This is a genomic window from Mesorhizobium sp. B2-8-9 (genome assembly GCF_006439475.1).
Taxonomy (GTDB): domain Bacteria; phylum Pseudomonadota; class Alphaproteobacteria; order Rhizobiales; family Rhizobiaceae; genus Mesorhizobium.
On sequence record NZ_VFTQ01000005.1, the window covers coordinates 35,312 to 53,038 of the forward strand.

Annotated in this window: 21 protein-coding genes and 1 pseudogene; 15 read left to right on the forward strand and 7 right to left on the reverse strand. The window is 64.7% G+C overall.

Annotation, left to right across the window (positions count from 1 at the left end):
• Window positions 1-156: 156 nt before the first annotated feature.
• From FJ423_RS07910 to FJ423_RS07930, 5 genes are all read left to right on the forward strand, one after another.
• Window positions 157-1,065 carry a Ku protein gene (locus tag FJ423_RS07910; protein ID WP_095768347.1) on the forward strand — a complete coding sequence of 303 codons (909 nt, stop codon included), beginning with the start codon at window positions 157-159 and terminating at the stop codon, window positions 1,063-1,065.
• Window positions 1,062-2,180, forward strand: a complete 1,119-nt coding sequence (locus tag FJ423_RS07915; protein WP_246680105.1) for a tetratricopeptide repeat protein — start codon at window positions 1,062-1,064, stop codon at window positions 2,178-2,180. The genes FJ423_RS07910 and FJ423_RS07915 overlap by 4 nt, the downstream gene beginning before the upstream one ends.
• 211 nt (window positions 2,181-2,391) lie before the next feature.
• Window positions 2,392-3,045 carry an alpha/beta fold hydrolase gene (locus FJ423_RS07920; RefSeq protein ID WP_140840607.1) on the forward strand — a complete coding sequence of 218 codons (654 nt, stop codon included), beginning with the start codon at window positions 2,392-2,394 and terminating at the stop codon, window positions 3,043-3,045.
• A gap of 170 nt (window positions 3,046-3,215) precedes the next feature.
• Window positions 3,216-3,992, forward strand: a complete 777-nt coding sequence (locus FJ423_RS07925; RefSeq protein WP_140840609.1) for an exodeoxyribonuclease III — start codon at window positions 3,216-3,218, stop codon at window positions 3,990-3,992.
• A gap of 181 nt (window positions 3,993-4,173) precedes the next feature.
• Window positions 4,174-5,364 (forward strand): hypothetical protein, encoded by a 1,191-nt coding sequence (locus tag FJ423_RS07930; protein WP_140840611.1) that lies wholly within the window; start codon window positions 4,174-4,176, stop codon window positions 5,362-5,364.
• An 87-nt stretch (window positions 5,365-5,451) separates the two neighbouring features.
• Here FJ423_RS07930 and FJ423_RS07935 read toward each other — a convergent pair whose 3' ends face one another.
• From FJ423_RS07935 to FJ423_RS34070, 3 genes are all read right to left on the reverse strand, one after another.
• Window positions 5,452-5,541, reverse strand: coding sequence for a putative RiPP precursor (locus FJ423_RS07935; RefSeq protein WP_140840613.1), 90 nt, complete (start codon window positions 5,539-5,541; stop codon window positions 5,452-5,454).
• A gap of 116 nt (window positions 5,542-5,657) precedes the next feature.
• Window positions 5,658-5,756, reverse strand: a complete 99-nt coding sequence (locus FJ423_RS07940) for a putative RiPP precursor (RefSeq protein ID WP_140840615.1) — start codon at window positions 5,754-5,756, stop codon at window positions 5,658-5,660.
• A gap of 49 nt (window positions 5,757-5,805) precedes the next feature.
• Window positions 5,806-5,949 carry a hypothetical protein gene (locus tag FJ423_RS34070; RefSeq protein ID WP_224710046.1) on the reverse strand — a complete coding sequence of 48 codons (144 nt, stop codon included), beginning with the start codon at window positions 5,947-5,949 and terminating at the stop codon, window positions 5,806-5,808.
• Between the two features lie 224 nt (window positions 5,950-6,173).
• On the opposite strand from FJ423_RS34070, the gene FJ423_RS34075 reads away from it, so the two are divergent.
• From FJ423_RS34075 to FJ423_RS07960, 4 genes are all read left to right on the forward strand, one after another.
• The gene (locus tag FJ423_RS34075) at window positions 6,174-6,992 is read left to right on the forward strand and encodes a hypothetical protein (protein WP_246680106.1); all 819 of its coding nucleotides are present in this window, start codon (window positions 6,174-6,176) and stop codon (window positions 6,990-6,992) included.
• Complete coding sequence (locus FJ423_RS34080) at window positions 6,895-7,761, forward strand: WD40 repeat domain-containing protein (RefSeq protein ID WP_246680116.1); 867 nt, start codon at window positions 6,895-6,897, stop codon at window positions 7,759-7,761. Before FJ423_RS34075 ends, FJ423_RS34080 begins: the two co-directional genes overlap by 98 nt.
• A gap of 150 nt (window positions 7,762-7,911) precedes the next feature.
• Window positions 7,912-8,514: a hypothetical protein gene (locus tag FJ423_RS07955; RefSeq protein WP_140840617.1), complete on the forward strand. Its 603-nt coding sequence runs from the start codon at window positions 7,912-7,914 to the stop codon at window positions 8,512-8,514.
• A gap of 302 nt (window positions 8,515-8,816) precedes the next feature.
• Entirely contained in the window at window positions 8,817-10,814 is a 1,998-nt protein-coding gene (locus tag FJ423_RS07960; RefSeq protein WP_140840619.1) for an amidase, read from the forward strand.
• 35 nt (window positions 10,815-10,849) lie between these two features.
• Here the strand turns inward: FJ423_RS07960 and FJ423_RS34765 are convergent, their stop codons facing one another.
• Window positions 10,850-11,359, reverse strand: coding sequence for a hypothetical protein (locus FJ423_RS34765; RefSeq protein WP_348642886.1), 510 nt, complete (start codon window positions 11,357-11,359; stop codon window positions 10,850-10,852).
• A 148-nt stretch (window positions 11,360-11,507) separates the two neighbouring features.
• Window positions 11,508-12,008 (reverse strand): annotated as a pseudogene (locus tag FJ423_RS34770) (MFS transporter); the annotation flags it as partial.
• Between FJ423_RS34770 and FJ423_RS34085 the strand changes: the two are divergent.
• Both FJ423_RS34085 and FJ423_RS07970 read left to right on the forward strand, forming a co-directional pair.
• Window positions 11,962-12,159, forward strand: a complete 198-nt coding sequence (locus FJ423_RS34085; RefSeq protein ID WP_246680120.1) for a hypothetical protein — start codon at window positions 11,962-11,964, stop codon at window positions 12,157-12,159. The pseudogene FJ423_RS34770 and the gene FJ423_RS34085 overlap by 47 nt on opposite strands.
• A 21-nt stretch (window positions 12,160-12,180) precedes the next feature.
• Window positions 12,181-13,089 (forward strand): LysR family transcriptional regulator, encoded by a 909-nt coding sequence (locus tag FJ423_RS07970; RefSeq protein WP_140840621.1) that lies wholly within the window; start codon window positions 12,181-12,183, stop codon window positions 13,087-13,089.
• 12 nt (window positions 13,090-13,101) lie between these two features.
• Here the strand turns inward: FJ423_RS07970 and FJ423_RS07975 are convergent, their stop codons facing one another.
• Window positions 13,102-13,629, reverse strand: coding sequence for a hypothetical protein (locus FJ423_RS07975; RefSeq protein ID WP_224544605.1), 528 nt, complete (start codon window positions 13,627-13,629; stop codon window positions 13,102-13,104).
• A gap of 141 nt (window positions 13,630-13,770) precedes the next feature.
• On the opposite strand from FJ423_RS07975, the gene FJ423_RS07980 reads away from it, so the two are divergent.
• The 4 genes from FJ423_RS07980 to FJ423_RS07995 all read left to right on the forward strand — a co-directional run bounded on the left by FJ423_RS07980 (window position 13,771) and on the right by FJ423_RS07995 (window position 16,826).
• Complete coding sequence (locus tag FJ423_RS07980) at window positions 13,771-14,322, forward strand: isochorismatase family protein (RefSeq protein WP_140840623.1); 552 nt, start codon at window positions 13,771-13,773, stop codon at window positions 14,320-14,322.
• A 60-nt stretch (window positions 14,323-14,382) separates the two neighbouring features.
• A complete protein-coding gene (locus FJ423_RS07985) occupies window positions 14,383-14,838 on the forward strand; it encodes a GFA family protein (RefSeq protein ID WP_140840625.1) in 456 nt (151 codons plus the stop codon).
• Window positions 14,839-15,160: 322 nt separating this feature from the next.
• Window positions 15,161-16,366 carry an amidohydrolase family protein gene (locus tag FJ423_RS07990; RefSeq protein WP_181174744.1) on the forward strand — a complete coding sequence of 402 codons (1,206 nt, stop codon included), beginning with the start codon at window positions 15,161-15,163 and terminating at the stop codon, window positions 16,364-16,366.
• A gap of 304 nt (window positions 16,367-16,670) precedes the next feature.
• The gene (locus FJ423_RS07995; protein WP_140840629.1) at window positions 16,671-16,826 is read left to right on the forward strand and encodes a DUF1127 domain-containing protein; all 156 of its coding nucleotides are present in this window, start codon (window positions 16,671-16,673) and stop codon (window positions 16,824-16,826) included.
• Window positions 16,827-16,883: 57 nt separating this feature from the next.
• Here the strand turns inward: FJ423_RS07995 and FJ423_RS08000 are convergent, their stop codons facing one another.
• Complete coding sequence (locus FJ423_RS08000) at window positions 16,884-17,624, reverse strand: sulfotransferase family protein (RefSeq protein WP_140840631.1); 741 nt, start codon at window positions 17,622-17,624, stop codon at window positions 16,884-16,886.
• Window positions 17,625-17,727 lie beyond the last annotated feature (103 nt).

The window sequence follows — 17,727 nt, forward strand, 5'->3', positions numbered from 1 at the left end:
GGCACTATCATCAGGGGTCGGTGTAGGATTTCCACGGCGCTGATCGTCCTACGGACGAAGCGCTGCAAAGAGCATGGTCCTAAAAAGGCCGGAACCGGTTTTGGACAAGACCATGCTCCAACATAGTGTCAGTGCATGGCCGCGTAGGAGTTCATCATGGCGCCCAGGGCAAGTTGGAAAGGTTACCTCAAGCTCAGCCTCGTCAGCTGTCCGGTCCGGCTTTACCCGGCCACCAGCGCGAGCGAGCGCATTTCGTTCAATCAGCTGCACAAGAAGACGCACAACCGCATCAATATGAAACCGGTCGATCCCGAGCTTGGCCTTGTCGAGCGCTCGGACCTGGTGCGCGGCTACGAATATGAGGACAAGCAGTACATCATCATCGATGATGCCGACCTCGATGCGGTCCGGATCGAATCCAACCACACGATGAACATCGAGGCCTTCGTCGACGAGGACGAGGTCGACGTCATCTACCAGGACGCGCCCTATTATCTCGCGCCCGACGGCGCCATGGCGGAGGAAACCTTCGCGGTGCTGAGGGAAGCGATGCGCAAGTCCGGCAAGCTGGCGATCGCCCGCCTGGTGCTCTCCAGCCGCGAGCGCGTGGTGACGATCGGCCCGCGCGAGAACGGCATGTTCGTCTGCACCTTGAGAAATCCCAACGAAGTGCGCGGCACAGCTGAATATTTCGGCAACATTCCGGCCGGCAAGCCGGATCCGGAAATGCTCGAGCTGGCCCAGGCGTTGATAAAGCAGAAGGAAACCCACTTCGATCCGAAGAACTATGAGGATCGCTATGAGGTGGCGCTGATGGCGATGATTCGCGAGAAGCTGAAGGGCCACAAGCCGATCATCGCGGCCGCGCCCGAGCGCGGTAACGTCATCAACCTGATGGATGCGCTGAAGGCGAGCCTGTCGCAGCAGGCGAAACCCCCGGCCAAGTCGAAGAGCAAGGCCGAGGAAGCGCCGGCGAAGCCGTCCAAGAAGGCGGCCGCGGGCGGTGCGCCTGAGAACCCGCTGAAGGCGAACCTGTTGAAGGCTGTCGGCAAGAGCAAGAAGTGACGGGAAATGCCGGGCCAGTGATCGTTCCAGGCGCCGTCTTCGGCGTCATCGGCGCGCTGGCCGCCTTTCCGTTGCGTCTCGCCGCGCGCGAGGTCGAGCGCCGCCATGCGGAGCTGAGGCGCGGCGTCACGCGCCGCACCACTCACGTCGTGTTCGGTTGCACGTTACTTGCCAAGGCGGCGAAATCCGGCGATGCCGAGATCGAGCGCCGCGTGAAGGTGGAGCGCGAAGCAGGCCGTGCGCTGATCAGCGAGAGCGGTTTCCTGCGCCTGCTTGGGCTGATGAAGGCGCCCGGCGCCTCGTCGCTCTCCAGGCAGTCGCTGATCGACCAATCGCGGCTGGCGGGTGATGATCTCGACATGCTGTCGCTGTTCGATGCCTTCGAGCATGACGGCGAACCCTATTCCTTCCGCGACCTGATCCTCGCGCGCAAATATGCCGGGCTGATCGCCAGCGGCGCCACCTGGGGCGCGATCGCGCGCTCCGTGCATCGCTCCGGCCCGGTCGCCTCGCTTACCGCCAAGTCGCTCAATCTAGGCTCGCAGCATGGCCGCCCGGATGCGATCTATCTCGACGAAGGCAGGAGCGAGCTCGACGGCCAGCTTTTGTTCGACCTCGGTTCACCCGAGGATGACACGCTGGAGGAATTGTTCGCCGAGGCCGAGATGGCAGAAGAGGAGGGGCGCCACGACGATGCGGCCGCGCTCTACCAGCGTTGCCTGGCGATCGATCCCAAGGATGCGATTGCCGCCTTCAACCGCGCCAATTGCCTGCGCGGCGCCGGCCGGGTTACCGAAGCCGCGCATGATTATGCCCGCGCGATAAAGCTCGACCCCGGTTTCGTCGAGGCCTGGTTCAACCTCGCCGGCCTGATGAGCGACGAGGGCAGGGTGGCATCGGCGCGAAGGCACCTCCAGAAGGCTGTTGCGCTCGACAAGAGCTATGCCGATCCGGTGTTCAACCTGGCTCGGCTGGAATTCGATGCGGGTAATCTGATGGAGGCCCGCCGGTTGTGGGTCCGCTATCTGGAATTGGATGCCGAGTCCGAATGGGCGCGGACTGCGCAGAAGGGAATCCAGTTCGTGGACCTGCATATGGCGCGCACGGCGGGGTGAGCGCCTTTTCCTTCTCCCCTTGTGGGAGAAGGTGGATCGGCGCGCCAGCGCCGAGACGGATGAGGGGTGCTGGAAGGAATGAGACGTTGGTGACCTTGTCGCAAGTAGGAGTATTGAAGGGCGTATCCGCCAAGCTGGAGCACCCCTCATCCTTCCGAGCTTCGCTCGGCCACCTTCTCCCACAAGGGGAGAAGGAGAGATTGGCGCTCCCATGACCCACTTCCTCTTCGACGGCTTCGACACCGCTCCCGTCACCATCCTGCTCGCCCACGGCGCCGGCGCGCCGATGGATTCCGCCTCGATGGCCGCCACCGCCAAGGCGCTCGCCGCCGCCGGCTTTCAGGTCGCACGCTTCGAGTTCCACTATATGGCCGCTCGCCGCTATGGCCATCGCAAGCCGCCGCCGCGCGCCGAGACGGTGAACCCGGAATATGTGAAGGCGATCGCCGATCTGCGCGCCAAGGGCGTGACCGGCAGACTGATCATCGGCGGCAAATCGATGGGCGGGCGCGTCGCCTCCATGGTCGCCGACGAGATGTTCGCCAAGGGCGAGATCGTCGGGCTCGTCTGCCTCGGCTATCCGTTCCATCCGCCGGGCAAGCCGGAGCAATTGCGGACGAAGCATCTGATCAACTTGAAGACGCCGACGCTGATCTTCCAGGGCACGCGCGACGAGTTTGGCACCAAGGAGGAAGTCGCGACCTACGGCCTTTCTCCTGCCATCGAGGTGATCTGGCTGGAGGACGGCGACCATGATTTGAAACCACGCAAGGCGATCTCGGGCTTTTCGACGGGCGACCATCTGAAGACCGTGGCGGAGACGGTGAGGGCGTGGACAGAACGTCCATCTCGGTCGTCATCCTAGGGCGAAGCAAGGAGCGAAGCGACGCGCGCAGACCCTAGGATCCATGCCGTAACGCTAAGGCGTTGCAACGGTTTAGAATTCTGCCCCGCCGCGTTCAGCGGCGACGGTCACGGCATGGATCCTCGGGTCAAGCCCGAGGATGACGAAGCGCGAAGCGGCGGCACCCGCAAATGAAACTCGCCACCTTCAACATCAACAACATCAACGGCCGGCTGGAAAGCCTGCTCGCCTGGCTGGCGCGCGCAAAACCCGACGTCGTCTGCCTGCAGGAGCTGAAATCTCGCGACACCCAGTTCCCGCTGACGAAGCTCGCCAACGCCGGCTATGGCGCTGTGTGGAAGGGCGAGCCGACCTGGAATGGCGTCGCGATCCTCGCGCGCGGTGCCGAGCCGGTGCTGACGCGCGATGCACTGCCCGGCGCCGATGCCGACCGCCAAGCCCGCTACATCGAGGCGGCGGTCGACGGCGTCGTCATCGCCTGCCTCTATGCGCCGAACGGCAATCCTCGACCGGGGCCGAAATTCGACTACAAGCTCGCCTGGCACGACCGCTTTGCCGCGCATGCGGGTGAGCTCCTCGACACCGGCCTGCCGGTGGCGCTCGCCGGCGACTTCAACATCGTGCCCGAGCCGCGCGACATCTACCAGACACGCTCCTATGACGATAACGCGCTGGTGCAACCCGAAAGTCGCGCCGCCTTCGCCGCGCTGATCGCGCAGGGCTGGACAGACGCGTTGCGAAAGGTTTTTCCCAAGGAGGAGAAGCTCTACACTTTCTGGGACTATCGCCGGAACCGCTGGCCGCGCGACGCCGGCCTGAGGCTCGACCACATCTTGTTATCGAAGAAGCTCGCTCGAAAACTGAAAGGGGCGGGCATCGACCGCGAAGTGCGGGGAGGGGACAATCCAAGCGACCACGCGCCGGTCTGGGTGGAGTTGGCAACCTGACCTTCACCCGCAAGGTGAGAAGGGAAAGCTGGCGCTGTCCCGCCAGCATCTCAATCCTGACTCGTCCATCGCAATGACTTGCGGCATCGATGCCCAACGCTAATCTGCTGCAAACTTGGATGGGGGGACAATTTCATGCACGCGGTCTTGAACGGCGATCTCCAGCCATCGCCTCTCCGCCATGGTTGACACCGGCCTCGTCGCGCTTATCTCAGCCCTTGTCCTTGCCGGCGCCATCGCTCTCATTGCGATCGCGCTGCGCCGGCGCCGCAAGCGCCGCAGGGCGCGCGGCAATCCCGATCCGGCGGGCGACTACGCGCCGCGCGCCCACTGGGCGCCGACATCCGGCAAGCTCAACTTCTCGTCCTTCGTCTACATGGATGTCGACGGCGACGGCGCCTATGGTCAAGCCGACCGGCCGATGGCGGGCATCGTGGTGCGGCTCTATGACGAGCGCGGCATTTTCCTGGCTTCGGCGCGCAGCAACGCCGCCGGTTTCGCCAATTTCCCGATGTCGTCGAAGCGCCGCAGCGCGGCGATCCAACGGCCCGGCAGCTACCGCTTTTCCGTCTCGGTGCCGTCCGGCTGGCGCGCCAGCAGCGCCAACCAGGACCAGGCGGTGCGTATCGCGAACGCCCCAGGATCCATGGTCGGCCTCGCCGGCGAGGCCTTGCCGAAGCCGGTCGGGCTCGCGCCGGGGCGGACATTGAACGGCAGGACGCCGGCCGCGACGGTCGTCACGCTGTCGGTCATGGCCAAGGGTCAGTTGCTTGAGAGCCGGGCGCTGCCCGCCGACGCGGCCTTCCGCTTCCCGCTCGGCGCCGATGCCGATGAAATCGTTATTGCCGGTTCGGGGCTCGACCGAAGGCTCAAGCTGTCGGCTTACCCAGTCGATCTCGGCCTGTTGGCGCGCGGCGCGCTCGCGCCCGACGCTGCGCTCAAGGCCATCGGCTTCGACGACATAACCCCGCGCGGCCTGTGCAAAGTGCCGTCGGGCCATGCCGGGCTCGACTGGCGCAATCTCAACGCGATGGCGCGCGACCACACCGCCAACAGTGAGGGCTATGTAAACGGCAATGTCTCGGGTGCTTACATCGCCTATACCAGCAGCGGCCATCCGGCCGAGTTCGGCCGCGATGCGCCCTTCGGCTTCCACTCGGTGATGCTGACCGCGGCCTGGCTGGCCTCGGAAGGCGAGACCGTGCTTGTCGAAAGCTGGTTGGGGGAGGAGCTGATCGCCAGCGATGAGATCGCGCTGTCGGCACTAGCACCGGTTCAATACGCGCCCATGCTGCCGGCGGTGACGCGTGTCCGCATCTCCACCAGACACCACTGGCAGGCCGTGCTCGACGATCTGATCGTGGCGCTTTGACATATGCCGGCCAAAGCACTGCAATTCTTGCGAGTTCTCAAGCAAGACTAACCCGCGCCGCGTGAAGGTCTGCAACGCGTCTTTGGCTCAGAATACGACGGAAGCTGCACCGTTAGCGGTGATTGCCGAAAGCCTATCCTTCTTGACCAGCGTCGGCCTCACATAGGTCTTCTTCATCCACGCTCTCCCGAAAATTCCGCCGCATGATCTCATACGCACGTCTGCCGTCAAGCAAACGCCCGAGCAAGCGCTTCCCCTTTGCGTATTCCTGCTACTGCACTGAAATTATATCGTCAGGTAGCGCCATTGGTGATGGCGAGCGACGGACTTGCCACCACCGTCGAAAGCTTGCCCTTGCGGACGAGAATCGGCTTCTCGTAAATCTTTTTCATCCCAAATTTCCCCCGTTAATCAGTGCCGGCAAAAGCACCGATGATTTCATCAAACCGGCGAAGGCAGCGAACCCGCCACAACCGCTGAAAGCTTACCCTTGCGGATCAAAACCGGCTTCTCGTAAGTCTTCTTCATAAGATTGCTCTCCTGGAAATCCCCGGCGGATAATCTCACATAGGCAATTTCTGTCAATCACCGGCTCCAGCGGGCTGTTCTGTTCCTGGGGATAGCGTTCTACTGATGGAGCCGCCGCCCAATAGTGGGGCGACCGCGCCGGCCGGAACCGGATGCGAAGGATATCGCCCGGCGAAGCTGTGTGACGTCTTGCACTTAGCCTTGGCCGCAAGCTCGGCTAGGATGCCGGGGCCGGCCTGCTGCCGGTTGCAAGGCGGCGGAGTGGCGATGGGGGGAGACCGATGAAGAGATCGACCGAAAGGCTGCTGGCGCTGGCGATGCTGATCGTCGGCATTGCCTGTTTCGCCAAGCTCTATGCGGCGCTGGGCGGCAGGCCGCCGGCGACGGCGCGCCTGGAAGTCTTCGGCGCGGCCGGCGTGCTGTCGGTCCTTGCCGGGCTGCTTTTCCTCGCCGGGCTGCTGCCGGCCGCCGAGCATCCGCCCGCTCCTTTGTTCGGCCGCGACGCCGGGATCGCGCCGGCCGGCCATCCGCGGCTGCGCCGCGCAGCGCTCGCTTTGCCGCTGTTGGCCCTGATCGTCATCGTCGCCGACCAGTTCGGTTGGCGGGCGCCGGGCGCCGAACCGGCGAAGGAAGTCGCCACCGCGCCGGCAGATCCGGCGCCTCGATCGCCCAAACCGAGGCCCGAGCCGGAGGCGAGCGCAAAGCCAAACACGCCTGAGGCGAGCGTCGAGCAAGCCGCGCCCGCACCCGCACAGCAAGAGGCTGCAAAGCCCCCCGTTGCCCGAGCCGGTTGCGGCTCCCGTTCAGCCGGCGCCGACAGCCGCTCCACCGGCCGAGTCCGCGCCGCCGCGGCCTGCCCAGCCGGCAGAGCCGGTCCAGCCAACCCAGCAGACGGCGCTCGCTCCCGCAACGCCGCCGCAGACGGTGGCGCCGCCTCCACCGGCGCCTCCGGCCCAGCCGACCGCGCTGGAAGGCCACCGCGACGCCGTCGTCTGGCTGGCGGTGTCGGCCGACGGCCACCAGATCATGAGCGCCAGCACCGACCGCATGATCAAGCTCTGGGATATCGAGGGCAAGCGGCTGATCCGCGACCTTGGTGAGCACAAGGACATGGCGCGCAGCGCGCTTTTCATGCCCGATGGCAAGACCGTGCTCACCGCCGGCGACGACGGCGAAATCGTGCTGCGCCAGCTATCCGACGGCACGGTGCTGCACGTCTTCTCCTCAGGGGCGAACGGCGGCGTCAGGCAACTGAAGATAAGCCTGGACGGCAAGCTCGCCGTTAGCGGTCACGACACCGGTTCCGTCGTCGTTTGGGACCTGGGGAAGGAAGCGGTCTTGCATGTGCTGCCGGGCCACGACTGGTCGGTGAGTTCCGTCGCCATCTCGCCCGACGGCACCAGGGCGCTCACCGGCAGCATCGACGGTGAGCTGAAACTCTGGGACATCGTTGCGGGCAAGCAACTGCGCAGCTGGCTCGGCCACGAGCGAGGCGCCTATGGCGCGGTCTTCCTGGCCGATGGCCACCACGCGGTGACCGGCAGCGGCGATTACACGATAAAGCTTTGGGACCTCGACACCTTCAAGGAGGTCCGCCGCTTCGAGGGGCATTCCGACACGGTCTATGCGCTAGCCTTGTCGGCCGACGGCAAGCGCCTCGGCTCCGTCTCGCTCGACGGAACCGCGCGGATCTGGAACGTGGACACGGGCGCCGAGATCGCCGAATTCGACCCCGGCACTGGTCCCATGTACGCGGTCGCCTTCGCCGCCGACGGCACGCTATTGACCGGCGGCATCGACCGCGCCATCCGCGACTGGCCGGCGGCGGGCGGGGATGGCACGGTGCTGTTTGCCGGGGCGCCGGAGTGAGTGTGACGTTGGAGGTGGGCGAAAAGCGGCCTCGACAGCCGATCTCGCCCAAGTGGGGAAAAATGCCCGGCAGAGCAGATGGGGCGCCACGAACGGCGCCTGTTAGAAGGAGACCTGTACAAGGACTGTCCGAGCAGCCATCGTCGCCGCATGAGCAACACTGCCGAATCCACCTATTTTGTCCTGCAGCAGATCGATCCTGCGACCGGTTCGGCTATCGCTGAGGCTCGAATCCGCGTCTTGGACCTGAAAAAGCTTAGCGCGGTTCTGGGTTGCGGCAACACACAGCTATCAGGCTCATGGGAATTGGACCCGGGAGATATTCAAAGGCTGGGCGCGATATGCATCCCACCTCGCGAGCTTGATCCGAGGCTCAATCGCATCGAGCCCTGGCATCCAATCCGCGAGACACCGTATCTCGTTCACACGAATTTCGAGCTGCCGCTGATGCTTGAAGGTCGCAAGCCTCTGGCGGTGTTCCAAGACGCCTATCCGGTGGAGTGGTTGACGGAAATGCTGGCCCGCTTCGACCCGTTCGTCCGTTCGGGTCGGTTGGTGCGCCGCATAATCGACACGCCCTTCACCGAGGCCGAGCGCGCCCGCTTCCCAAAGTTCGAAAGATGGCGGCGCGCCTTTCGTACTCCCCGGCGAAGAATGGCGAATAGACGCATATCTGCTGGCATCGAAAGTCTCCGCCAAGACCGGCTGGAACGAAGTCCTCGAACGGATGGAGGGCTCGCTTCTCGGCTATGAGGATTGGCAGAATGATTGGTGGGTTGAGCGTAGAGCACGAGGGCGAGAGGCGGGCATTCGTCCGGAAAAATGAATAGCGCCCTTGGATTACCTAACAGGCCGGCTGGACAGCCCCCTGGCCTGCCGGGCATCTCCCCGCAAGGAGGAAGATTGGCAGTTCCTGCGACGGCACCCTCTCTGCAGCGTCGCCGATTGGCGAAGCCGTCGCGACATCCAATCTCCCCCCTTGCGGGGGAGATGCCCGGCAGGGCAGAGGGGGGTGTGACGGAACGCAGCTTCTGTAAGGGAATTCGATCCCCATCATGCTCCACCTCGTCGAAGCCTCGATCGCCGATCTGCGCCGCGCGCTGGAAGATGGCACAGTCACCAGCGTCGAGCTTGTCGCTGCGTATCTGCGGCGCATCGCCCATTACGACCGCCACGGCATCGCGCTCAACGCCGTGCCCATCCTCAACCCGAAGATGTTCGAGGAGGCCGAAGCGTCCGACCGGCGCCGGCGCGAGGGCAAGACGCTCGGATCGCTCGACGGCATCCCCTACACCGCCAAGGATAGCTACAAGGCGACGGGCCTGACGGTTGCCGCCGGCTCGCCGGCCTTCGAGCATCTCGTCGCTACGGAAGACGCCTTCACCATCGCCCGGCTACGCGCGGGCGGCGCGGTGCTGGTTGGCCTCACCAACATGCCGCCGATGGCCAATGGCGGCATGCAGCGCGGCGTCTATGGTCGCGCCGAAAGTCCGTATAACAAGGATTTCCTCACCGCCGCCTTCGCCTCCGGCTCGTCCAACGGCTCGGGCACCGCGACCGCAGCCAGTTTCGCCGCCTTCGGGCTCGGCGAAGAAACGTGGTCGTCCGGGCGCGCGCCTGCCTCCAACAACGCGCTGGTCGCCTACACGCCTTCGCGCGGCGTGATCTCGGTGCGCGGCAACTGGCCTTTGGTGCCGACCATGGATGTGGTGGTGCCGCATACGCGCACCATTCCCGACATGCTGGAGCTGCTCGACGTCATCGTCGCCGACGATGCCGAGACGCGCGGCGATTTCTGGCGCGTGCAGCCCTGGGTGCAAATCCCGAAAGCCTCGGCGCTGCGGCCGGCGAGCTACACCACGCTTGCCGTGCAGGGTGCGCTCAAGGGCAAGCGGCTCGGCGTGCCGAAAATGTATATCGGCAAGGATGACGGCGCGGAGCGCCCGATCGAGACGCGCGCCTCGGTACTTGAGCTCTGGCGGCAGGCGGCGCGCGACCTTGAATCACTAGGCGCCGAGGTGGGCGAGGTCGATTTCCCTGTCGTCTCCAACTACGAACGCGACCGGCCGGGCGCGCTGTCGATGGTCGACCGCGGCCTTGTGCCGCCGGAATTCGCCGAACGCGAGATCTGGGACCTGTCCATCTGGTCCTGGGACGATTTCCTGCGCGCCAATGCCGATCCGGCCATCCCCGATCTCGCTGCGGTCGACGGCGCAAAGATCTTCCCGCAGCCGCCGGGCACGTTGCGCGATCGCTATGGCGATGCCGATTTCGATCTGGCGCAGTATGTCGAGCGGGCGAAGCGGGGCGTGGCGCCGCTCGTGGACATTCCCACCATCGAGGCGGGCCTGAAGGGCCTGGAAACAACGCGCCGCGCCGACTTCGAAGACTGGCTCGATGCCAACCGGCTCGACGCCGTGGTGCTGCCGGCGGTCGCCGATGTCGGCCCGGCCGATGCCGACGTCGACGAGGCTTCCGCACGGCTTGCCTGGCGAAACGGCACCTGGGTCGCCAACGGCAATCTGGTCTGGCGGCATCTCGGCATCCCGACCGTGACAGTGCCGATGGGCACTATGGCCGATATCGGCATGCCGGTCGGCCTCACCTTCGCCGGCAAGGCTTATGACGACGTGGCGTTGTTGAGGATCGCCGGCGACTACGAGCGCGCCACGAAGCGCCGCACCGCACCGCCGCGCACCCCGCCGCTGGCCGATGATGTGTTCGAGGCCAGGGGCGCGGCAAGTCGTGTTGGCGATGCCCCGCTCACGCTGGCGCTCACGGCTGAGACGACCCGCGCCGGCGACACCGATGAGATCGCGATCGCGCTGGAGACCGGCGACGCGGCGGTGGTGAAAGTCCACGTCAACGGCGAGCCGGTTTCCATGCAAGGCAGCGCTAACCGATTCACCGGTCGCGTGATCGTACCGGCCACGACCCATCAAGGCTTCCACAGCGTCTGGCGCGGCGCCTATGGCTCCATCGTCACGGCCATTGTGAGGTCGCCGGATGGGCGCGTCAGCGGGGCGTATAGGGTGACGGGTGGGATTGGATAGCTTCCTCCTTCACAAGCGGAGAGGAGAAGATCGAGCTACTCGGTCCAATCCACCACCAGCGCCACCACCCCGAACAGCGCTCCAACCGCGCACACCGCGTTCCAGCCGCCCCAGGTCCAGGCGATGCCGGCAAGCAGCGAGCCGATCGCGCCGCCGATGAAGAAGATGCCGACGAACAGCCCGTTGATGCGGCGCGCCTTGGGCTGCAGGAGATTAACCGCACGGCGGCCCAGCGTCTGGTCGCCGGTGACGCCGAAATCGAGCAGCACGGCGCTGACACCCATCAGGATGAGCGGCAGCCATGCCCCGGCTTTGGCCGCCCCGGCCCATGCGGCGAGGCCGAGCGCCGCAATCAGCACGAGATGGCAGAGGATCGTGGCGGTGCGCGTAAAGCCGCGGTCGCCGGCGCGGCCGAAGATCGGCGTCACAGCCGCGCCGCCGGCGCCGACAAATGCGAACAGCGCAATGCCTTTCTGGCCAAGGTCGAAAGGCGAGGCGGACAGGCGTAGCGCCACCGCCGTCCAGAACACGCTGAAAGCCGCCATCACCAGGCTCGCGGTGAAGGCACGACGCCGCAGCACCGGCTCTTGGGCTAGAAGCCCCGACCAGCGAGGCTATGAGCCCCGCATAGCTCGTATGCGCCAGTGGCTTGCGCCTTGGCAAAGCGAGGCCGAGCAGGATGGCGAGCAGCGCCAGTGCCGCGGCGCTGATGCCGTAGAAGGCGCGCCAGCCGAAGGCGTCGGCGACGAGGCTGGCGATCGGACGCGAGAGCAGGATGCCGATCATCAGCCCGCTCATCACGTCACCGATAACGCGCCCGTCCTGTCCCGGAGGCGCCATCGAGGCCGCGACCGGCACCAGCACCTGGATGCAGGAACAGGCCGCCCCAAGCACGAACAGCACGGCAAGCAGCGAGGCGGCCGACGGCGCGAATGACGCGACCGCCGCCGCCAGCGCGGCCGCGCACAGCATGCGCAGCGCCAGCACCCGGTTCTCAACGAGATCGGACAACGGCACCAGGAAGAACAGCCCGGCGGCATAGCCAAGTAGGGTTGCCATCGACACCAGGCCGCTTTCCGATGCCGCCGCGCCCAGCGACGGGCCGATCAGCCCGACCAGCGTCTGGGGCGCGAACAGATTGGTGACGATGATGCCGACCGAAGCGGCGAACAGCAGCGTCTGGGATCGGGTGATCGTGCCGCCGCCGGCATGCGGCGACGGAACGGCGAACTCGGCCGTCGCGATCCGGGCGTTATCTGTTCCGTTCATGGGTAGCCTCGCTGTCTGCATATTTCGCGAGGACTTTATTCGCGCTGATCATAATGCTACAACTGAAATGATTTGATAATGATTATGCGAGATACGCATGAACATCCATGACCTTGAAGCCTTCGTCGCCGTCGTCGAAACCGGCTCCATCGTCGGCGCCTCTGCCAGGCTCAATCTCACCCAGCCCGGCGTGACGCGCCGGGTGCAGAATCTCGAGGAGCGGCTGGCGACGCCTTTGCTCGACCGCCAGTCGAAGCCGCTCAAACCCACCGCATCGGGTCGCGAGGCCTATGAGCATGGCCGTCGGCTGCTGCGCTCGCTGGAGGATCTGAAGGCGGGCGTCTCGCCGGCCGGCGAGGTGAGGGGCGAGTTCCGCCTCGGCATCATGCCTTACCTCTCGACCAGCGCGCTGTCGGAGCCGCTCGACGGTCTTCGCGCGGCCTTCCCCCAACTGACATTGAAGATCACCTCCAGCCTGTCGCCGCGCCTGGTGGAGCAGGTGCTGCACAGCGAGATCGACGCGGTCGCCGTCTGTCTAGCCGAGGGCGTCGCGCCGCCGCCGGAGCTCGTCGGCGACGACCTCGGCGTGCAGGCGGTGCTGCTGGTGGCCGCGCCAAGCCTCGGCGTGCCGAAGCCGGCCGAGCTCAACGATCTTGCGCGCTACCCCTGGGTGCTCAACGAAACCGGCTGCGGCTTCCGCGCCTTCATCCGCCATCGCTTCGAGGCGGCGCGGCTGCCCTTCCATGTCGGCGTGGAGGCGCAGGGCGCGGATCTGAGAATGTCGCTGGTGGCGCGCGGCCACGGCATCGGCGTCGTCACGCCGGGCGCGCTGTCCGGCAGCCAATGGCGCGACGCGGTCGAGGTGGTCGACTGCCCAGGCTTCAAGCCGCAGGTGCGCTGTTGGCTGCTCCACCGCCCGCCGGCCGGCAGGCTGGCGCGTCCGATCGCGGTGTTCCGCGACGCGCTGGCGGAGGCGCTGAAGGGGCCGATGCCGCTGATGTCGTGAGAGCCAAGCGCCTTATCTTCCCCCTGACAGTGGAAAAAGCGATTTCAACATCTTGGCAAAGCGAAGTGTTAGAGACTGCCAGAGGGAGTGGGTTGCACCGTCCGTCGAGTTCGCTATCTCCGGGTCTTGTGATCGGGGCAGGGAGGCGAGCCACGAATCCCAAAACTTCTGCTGCATCGAGACGAACACGGGCATCACGTCATAGCCATCGTCAAATATATTGACTAAGTCGCTCTTCTTGGGACGCTCGCCCGTTTTCACTTTGCAGACCACCAATCCTCGACTCATCTCTGTCACGGTGCCTTCAGGGAAAACATTGGCGCTCGCGCCATAACAAAAGGGTAGTAGTCCTTCCACTTCGAGCTGATTGCGGATTTGGCATAGGGCTTCGAAATAGTCGTCTTCTTCAGCAGCGATGACTTTATTGCGATAGCTGCAGGTGAGCCTGCATCGGGTCCCCGCATCGTGCGGCGTGAACACCGCCTGCTCGTCACCTCCCGTGCCTCCTCCGATCAGGAATACGGTGTATTGTTCATCCATTGTCATCCCCCGATCTCTCGATCATCTTAGTTGTGATTAATCCTGAATGCAACTCAAAATTGTAGATGGTTTGCGCAAGTTGCTGCTTGCTGGCTCCTGCCTCGTCCTTGACCCATCCCCCACCCACGCTATCTTCGCGCCATGCCAGACACAGCCCCCTCCGCCGCCGCGCCGCTGATCGTCATCGACCTGCAGACCGGCATGTTCGACGGTCGGTTCGATCCGCCGATCCATGACGCCGACACGATCGCCGAGCGTGCCCGTCGGCTGATCGACTGGGCACGGCGTTCCGGCCGCAAGGTGGCGTTTATCCGCCATGACGGACCGGAAGGCGATCCGCTGGCGCCGGGCGCTTCCGGTTGGCCGGTATGGCCGCTGCTCGGTCAGGCCGCCGACGAACCGACCTTCGGCAAGACCGTCGGCAACGCCTTCTCGAATCCCGAACTCGTTGAATGGGTGGCGGGACACGGCGCGAAGGACGTCGTGCTCCTCGGCGCCCAGACTGATTTCTGCGTCGCCGCCACCGTGAAGGGCGCCTTTGCCGAGGGATTTGGCGTCACCGTGGTTTCGGACGCGCATTCGACGCTGGATTCTTTGGAGGAAAACGCGCCCGACATCATTGCCCGCCACAACGAGGCTTTCGCGGGGCAGGGCGTGCGGATGGCGACGACGGCGGAGTTGATCGAAGGCTGAGCGCGCCTTCACCTTCTCCCGTTGTGGGAGAAGGGAGACCCCCAACCTCAGGAGCCCATCTTGCCAAGTCTTTCTCTTCCCGCCGAAGGAGGCTGCCGCTGCGGCCGCGTGCGCCTGAAAATCTCGGCAAAGCCGCTGCTCACCATGGCCTGCCATTGCACGGGTTGCCAGTCGATGTCGTCCAGCGCCTATTCGCTGAGCGCGGCGATCCCCTCGGAAGGTTTCGAGGTGACGAAGGGCGAACCGGTGGTCGGCGGCCTGCATGGCGCCTCGAAACATTATTTCTGCGGCTACTGCATGACCTGGATGTTCACGCGGCCGGAAGGGATCGACTGGTTCGTCAATCTGCGCCCGACCATGCTCGACGACCATACTTGGTTTGCGCCCTTCATCGAGACCTGGACGTCTGAGAAATTGCCCTGGGTGGCGACGGCGGCCGTGCACAGCTACGCGACGTTGCCTGCCTTCGAGGAATATGAGCCGCTGGTCGCCGAATACGCCGGCACCCAAGGCTGAGTAAAAGCGGCCGGTCGAAAAGGCGACCCAAGGCGCGGTCGCCGTTGGCGTTTCCGGTCATGGTCGACGCGGCCGTTGGGGGCGCATTGTTGGGGATGTGCTTGGGCGTCCGCGTCGACCACGGCGGCCTCATACCGCAGGCTTCACCATGGCACATTTGGCGCCCGCTGAAACTTCCGCGAAAACGGTATATGGCAGCCGTTGAACTTGCCTTCTTCCATAAGGAGAGAAGGCAAGGCGAAACACTTTCTATCCCTTGCCGCATTGACCTCGTCCGTTCGACCGGCGACGACTGACGCCTTCCTTGTCAGCGGATTGCATCGTGGATCAGACTCATTTTCTCAACGCCAGGCTTGCCGACGGCTCGCTCCGTGACCTCACCGTTGCCGGTGGCCGCTTCAGCGCCATCGCGCTTGCAGCCAATGCGACGATGCCGCCGTCCGGCGCTATCGACCTCGCCGGCCAGCTCGTCCTGCCGGCTTTCGTCGAGGGCCACATCCATCTCGACACCTCCTTCTACGACGATGTCTGGCGCCCGCACATTCCCTGCACCAACGGCTTCGACGTGCGCGAGCGGGTTGCCTTCCAGATGCGCAACCTCGAGCAGGCAGCACCCATGGCGGAGCGGGCGAGAAACCAGCTCGAGCTCTGCGTTGGCAATGGCAGCCTCGCCATGCGCAGCCATGTCATGGTCGACGCCGCGGTCGGGTTGAAGCATGTGGAGGCGATCCTTTCGGTGCGGGAGAAATACCGCCACCTCATCGACATCCAGCTCGTCGCCTTCCCGCAGAGCGGCATTCTGTCCTCGCCAGGCACCGCGGAGTTGCTCGACGAGGCGCTCAAGCTCGGCTGTGACCTGATCGGCGGGCTCGACCCGGCAAGCTTCGATCGCGACGTGAAGGGCCATCTCGATGTGGTGTTCGGCCTTGCCGAAAAACGCGGCGCCGGTATCGACATCCACCTGCATGACCGCGGCACACTCGGCCTGTTCGAGATCGAGGAGATCGCCGCCCGGACCGCGACAATGGGCATGCAGGGAAAGGTTGTCGTCAGCCACGCCTACGGGCTGGGCGACATCTCCGCCGATGCATTGGCCAAGGCTGGCGAGCGGATCGCCAGCGCCGGCGTCGCCATCATGACCAACGCGCCCGGCGATCATCCATTCCCGCCGGTGGCGGCGCTGCGCAAGGCGGGCGTCACCGTCTTCGCCGGTTCCGACAACATCCGCGATTCATGGTGGCCCTATGGCGATGGCAACATGCTGAACCGCGCCAACATGATCGGCTACCGCTGCGGCTTCTACGAAGATTGCGAGCTGGAGGCCGCCTACGACGTGGTCGGCCACGCCGGCGCCAAGGCGCTGGGACTCGAAGGCTACGGCATCGCTGTCGGCGCCAAGGCGGATTTCATTGCGCTGAAGGCCGAGCATGTCCCGGAAGCGGTGGTGGCGGTGCCAAAGGATCGCACCGTCTATCGCGCGGGCAGGGAAGTGGCGCGAGGCGGGAAAGTGGGGCCGAAAACCAGGTGAATTAGAAGCCGTTAATTTGTTGCCGAGCTACAACTCGCGCTATCGCCTCCCTCTCGGAGACGTGAATCAATCCATCAAGGCGACCAGCCCAAGCGTCTGACATGCAGGTCATGCAAGCTCCTGGTTTTCATGCAGACCGCGTGGCTGATCCTGCAAACTAATTTGCATGCATATGTTTCAAGCCGTTCCGGCTTCGTGAAGCATTTCACCGTTCGCGCGCAATCCACCGGTTACAGACGCATCGCAAAAGCGACGCCGGGAAGAGGCGGCACCGGTTTTCCGCCGCTGATTTAGGAGGTTTTTCATGTTCAAAAGTCTCAACCGAATCCGCGCCGCCTTCGCGCAGGCCAGCAAGCGCCGCCGCACGGCGCGCGAGCTTAACGAGCTGCCGACCGAGATCCAGAAGGACATCGGCTGGCCTGACAGGATCGAACCTGACGAGATCCGTTTGCCGTTCTAATCGCGCGGCCGCCGGAGCCGGAGCGCCGCGGCCCTGGCAGGCCGATCCGGGTGGCCGCTACGCCAGCCACCACCACAGGGCGCCGATGGCCAGCGCGATCAGGACCGCCACGCCGGCAAGCATCAGATAAGATCCCATGATCATCCCGTTGATGATCTTCTTGATGCTGGCGCGGTCGTTGAGGTTGGGGAAGGGTTCGTTGGGCATCGCGACGCCAAGGAAATTGCAGAGCGGCGCCCAGCCGTCGCTGACCTTGAAGACAAGCAGCTTCTCAGGCGGCACCGCCGCCTTCACCTCGTCGACATAGGCGTTATAACGCGCCACCGCTTTGTCGCGGTCGTTCATCACGCCCTTCAGCGTCCGGCCCCAGACCAGCTTGCGCGACATGTCGCCGAACTTGCGGCCGAACGGCGTCAGCCATTCCAGCACCCTGAACTGCCAGACATTCTCGGTGAAGTAGATCGTGTCGATGGTGCTGTCGTACCAGGCCTCGGCTCCGCGCGGATGCAGGGTCAGAAGCACCTTGGCTTCCGGATAGGCGGCCATCAGCTCGCGCCATACGCAGCAGCCCGGATTGTCGACGGTCGCCCGATAATTGGCGAAGACCCGGTTCCAGTCATGCTGCGCGCCGGGCGGGCTGTTCGCCACCTTGCGCCAGAAGTCGAGATGGCCCTTGTTGGCCTTGTTGATGATGACTTCCTGCATATGATAGCTCGGAAAGCCGAGCCTGTTCAGCGCGGCGAAAGTCGACCACGTGCCGGTGCGGCCGAAGCCGGCCCCGATGACCTCGAGCGTCATACGCGTTCCCCCATTTGCTCCGGATTGATTTTCTATCAACTTCCAGTTTCTGGTCATAATCGTGCGCTGGCCTTGCCGAGCGTGCAATGGCTTTTCATTAGCA

Excerpts from the sequence above, each read along its gene's own strand:
- FJ423_RS34075 (WP_246680106.1), top strand. The coding sequence starts at position 6,174 with ATGAAGAGATCGACCGAAAGGCTGCTGGCGCTGGCGATGCTGATCGTC.
- FJ423_RS07955 (WP_140840617.1), top strand. The coding sequence starts at position 7,912 with ATGAGCAACACTGCCGAATCCACCTATTTTGTCCTGCAGCAGATCGAT.
- FJ423_RS07980 (WP_140840623.1), top strand. The coding sequence starts at position 13,771 with ATGCCAGACACAGCCCCCTCCGCCGCCGCGCCGCTGATCGTCATCGAC.
- FJ423_RS07975 (WP_224544605.1), bottom strand. The coding sequence starts at position 13,629 with ATGGATGAACAATACACCGTATTCCTGATCGGAGGAGGCACGGGAGGT.
- FJ423_RS07940 (WP_140840615.1), bottom strand. The coding sequence starts at position 5,756 with ATGAAAAAGATTTACGAGAAGCCGATTCTCGTCCGCAAGGGCAAGCTT.
- FJ423_RS07935 (WP_140840613.1), bottom strand. The coding sequence starts at position 5,541 with ATGAAGAAGACCTATGTGAGGCCGACGCTGGTCAAGAAGGATAGGCTT.
- FJ423_RS07970 (WP_140840621.1), top strand. The coding sequence starts at position 12,181 with ATGAACATCCATGACCTTGAAGCCTTCGTCGCCGTCGTCGAAACCGGC.
- FJ423_RS07960 (WP_140840619.1), top strand. The coding sequence starts at position 8,817 with ATGCTCCACCTCGTCGAAGCCTCGATCGCCGATCTGCGCCGCGCGCTG.
- FJ423_RS34085 (WP_246680120.1), top strand. The coding sequence starts at position 11,962 with ATGATGCCGACCGAAGCGGCGAACAGCAGCGTCTGGGATCGGGTGATC.
- FJ423_RS07995 (WP_140840629.1), top strand. The coding sequence starts at position 16,671 with ATGTTCAAAAGTCTCAACCGAATCCGCGCCGCCTTCGCGCAGGCCAGC.
- FJ423_RS07925 (WP_140840609.1), top strand. The coding sequence starts at position 3,216 with ATGAAACTCGCCACCTTCAACATCAACAACATCAACGGCCGGCTGGAA.
- FJ423_RS07930 (WP_140840611.1), top strand. The coding sequence starts at position 4,174 with ATGGTTGACACCGGCCTCGTCGCGCTTATCTCAGCCCTTGTCCTTGCC.
- FJ423_RS08000 (WP_140840631.1), bottom strand. The coding sequence starts at position 17,624 with ATGACGCTCGAGGTCATCGGGGCCGGCTTCGGCCGCACCGGCACGTGG.
- FJ423_RS07920 (WP_140840607.1), top strand. The coding sequence starts at position 2,392 with ATGACCCACTTCCTCTTCGACGGCTTCGACACCGCTCCCGTCACCATC.
- FJ423_RS34765 (WP_348642886.1), bottom strand. The coding sequence starts at position 11,359 with ATGGCGGCTTTCAGCGTGTTCTGGACGGCGGTGGCGCTACGCCTGTCC.
- FJ423_RS07910 (WP_095768347.1), top strand. The coding sequence starts at position 157 with ATGGCGCCCAGGGCAAGTTGGAAAGGTTACCTCAAGCTCAGCCTCGTC.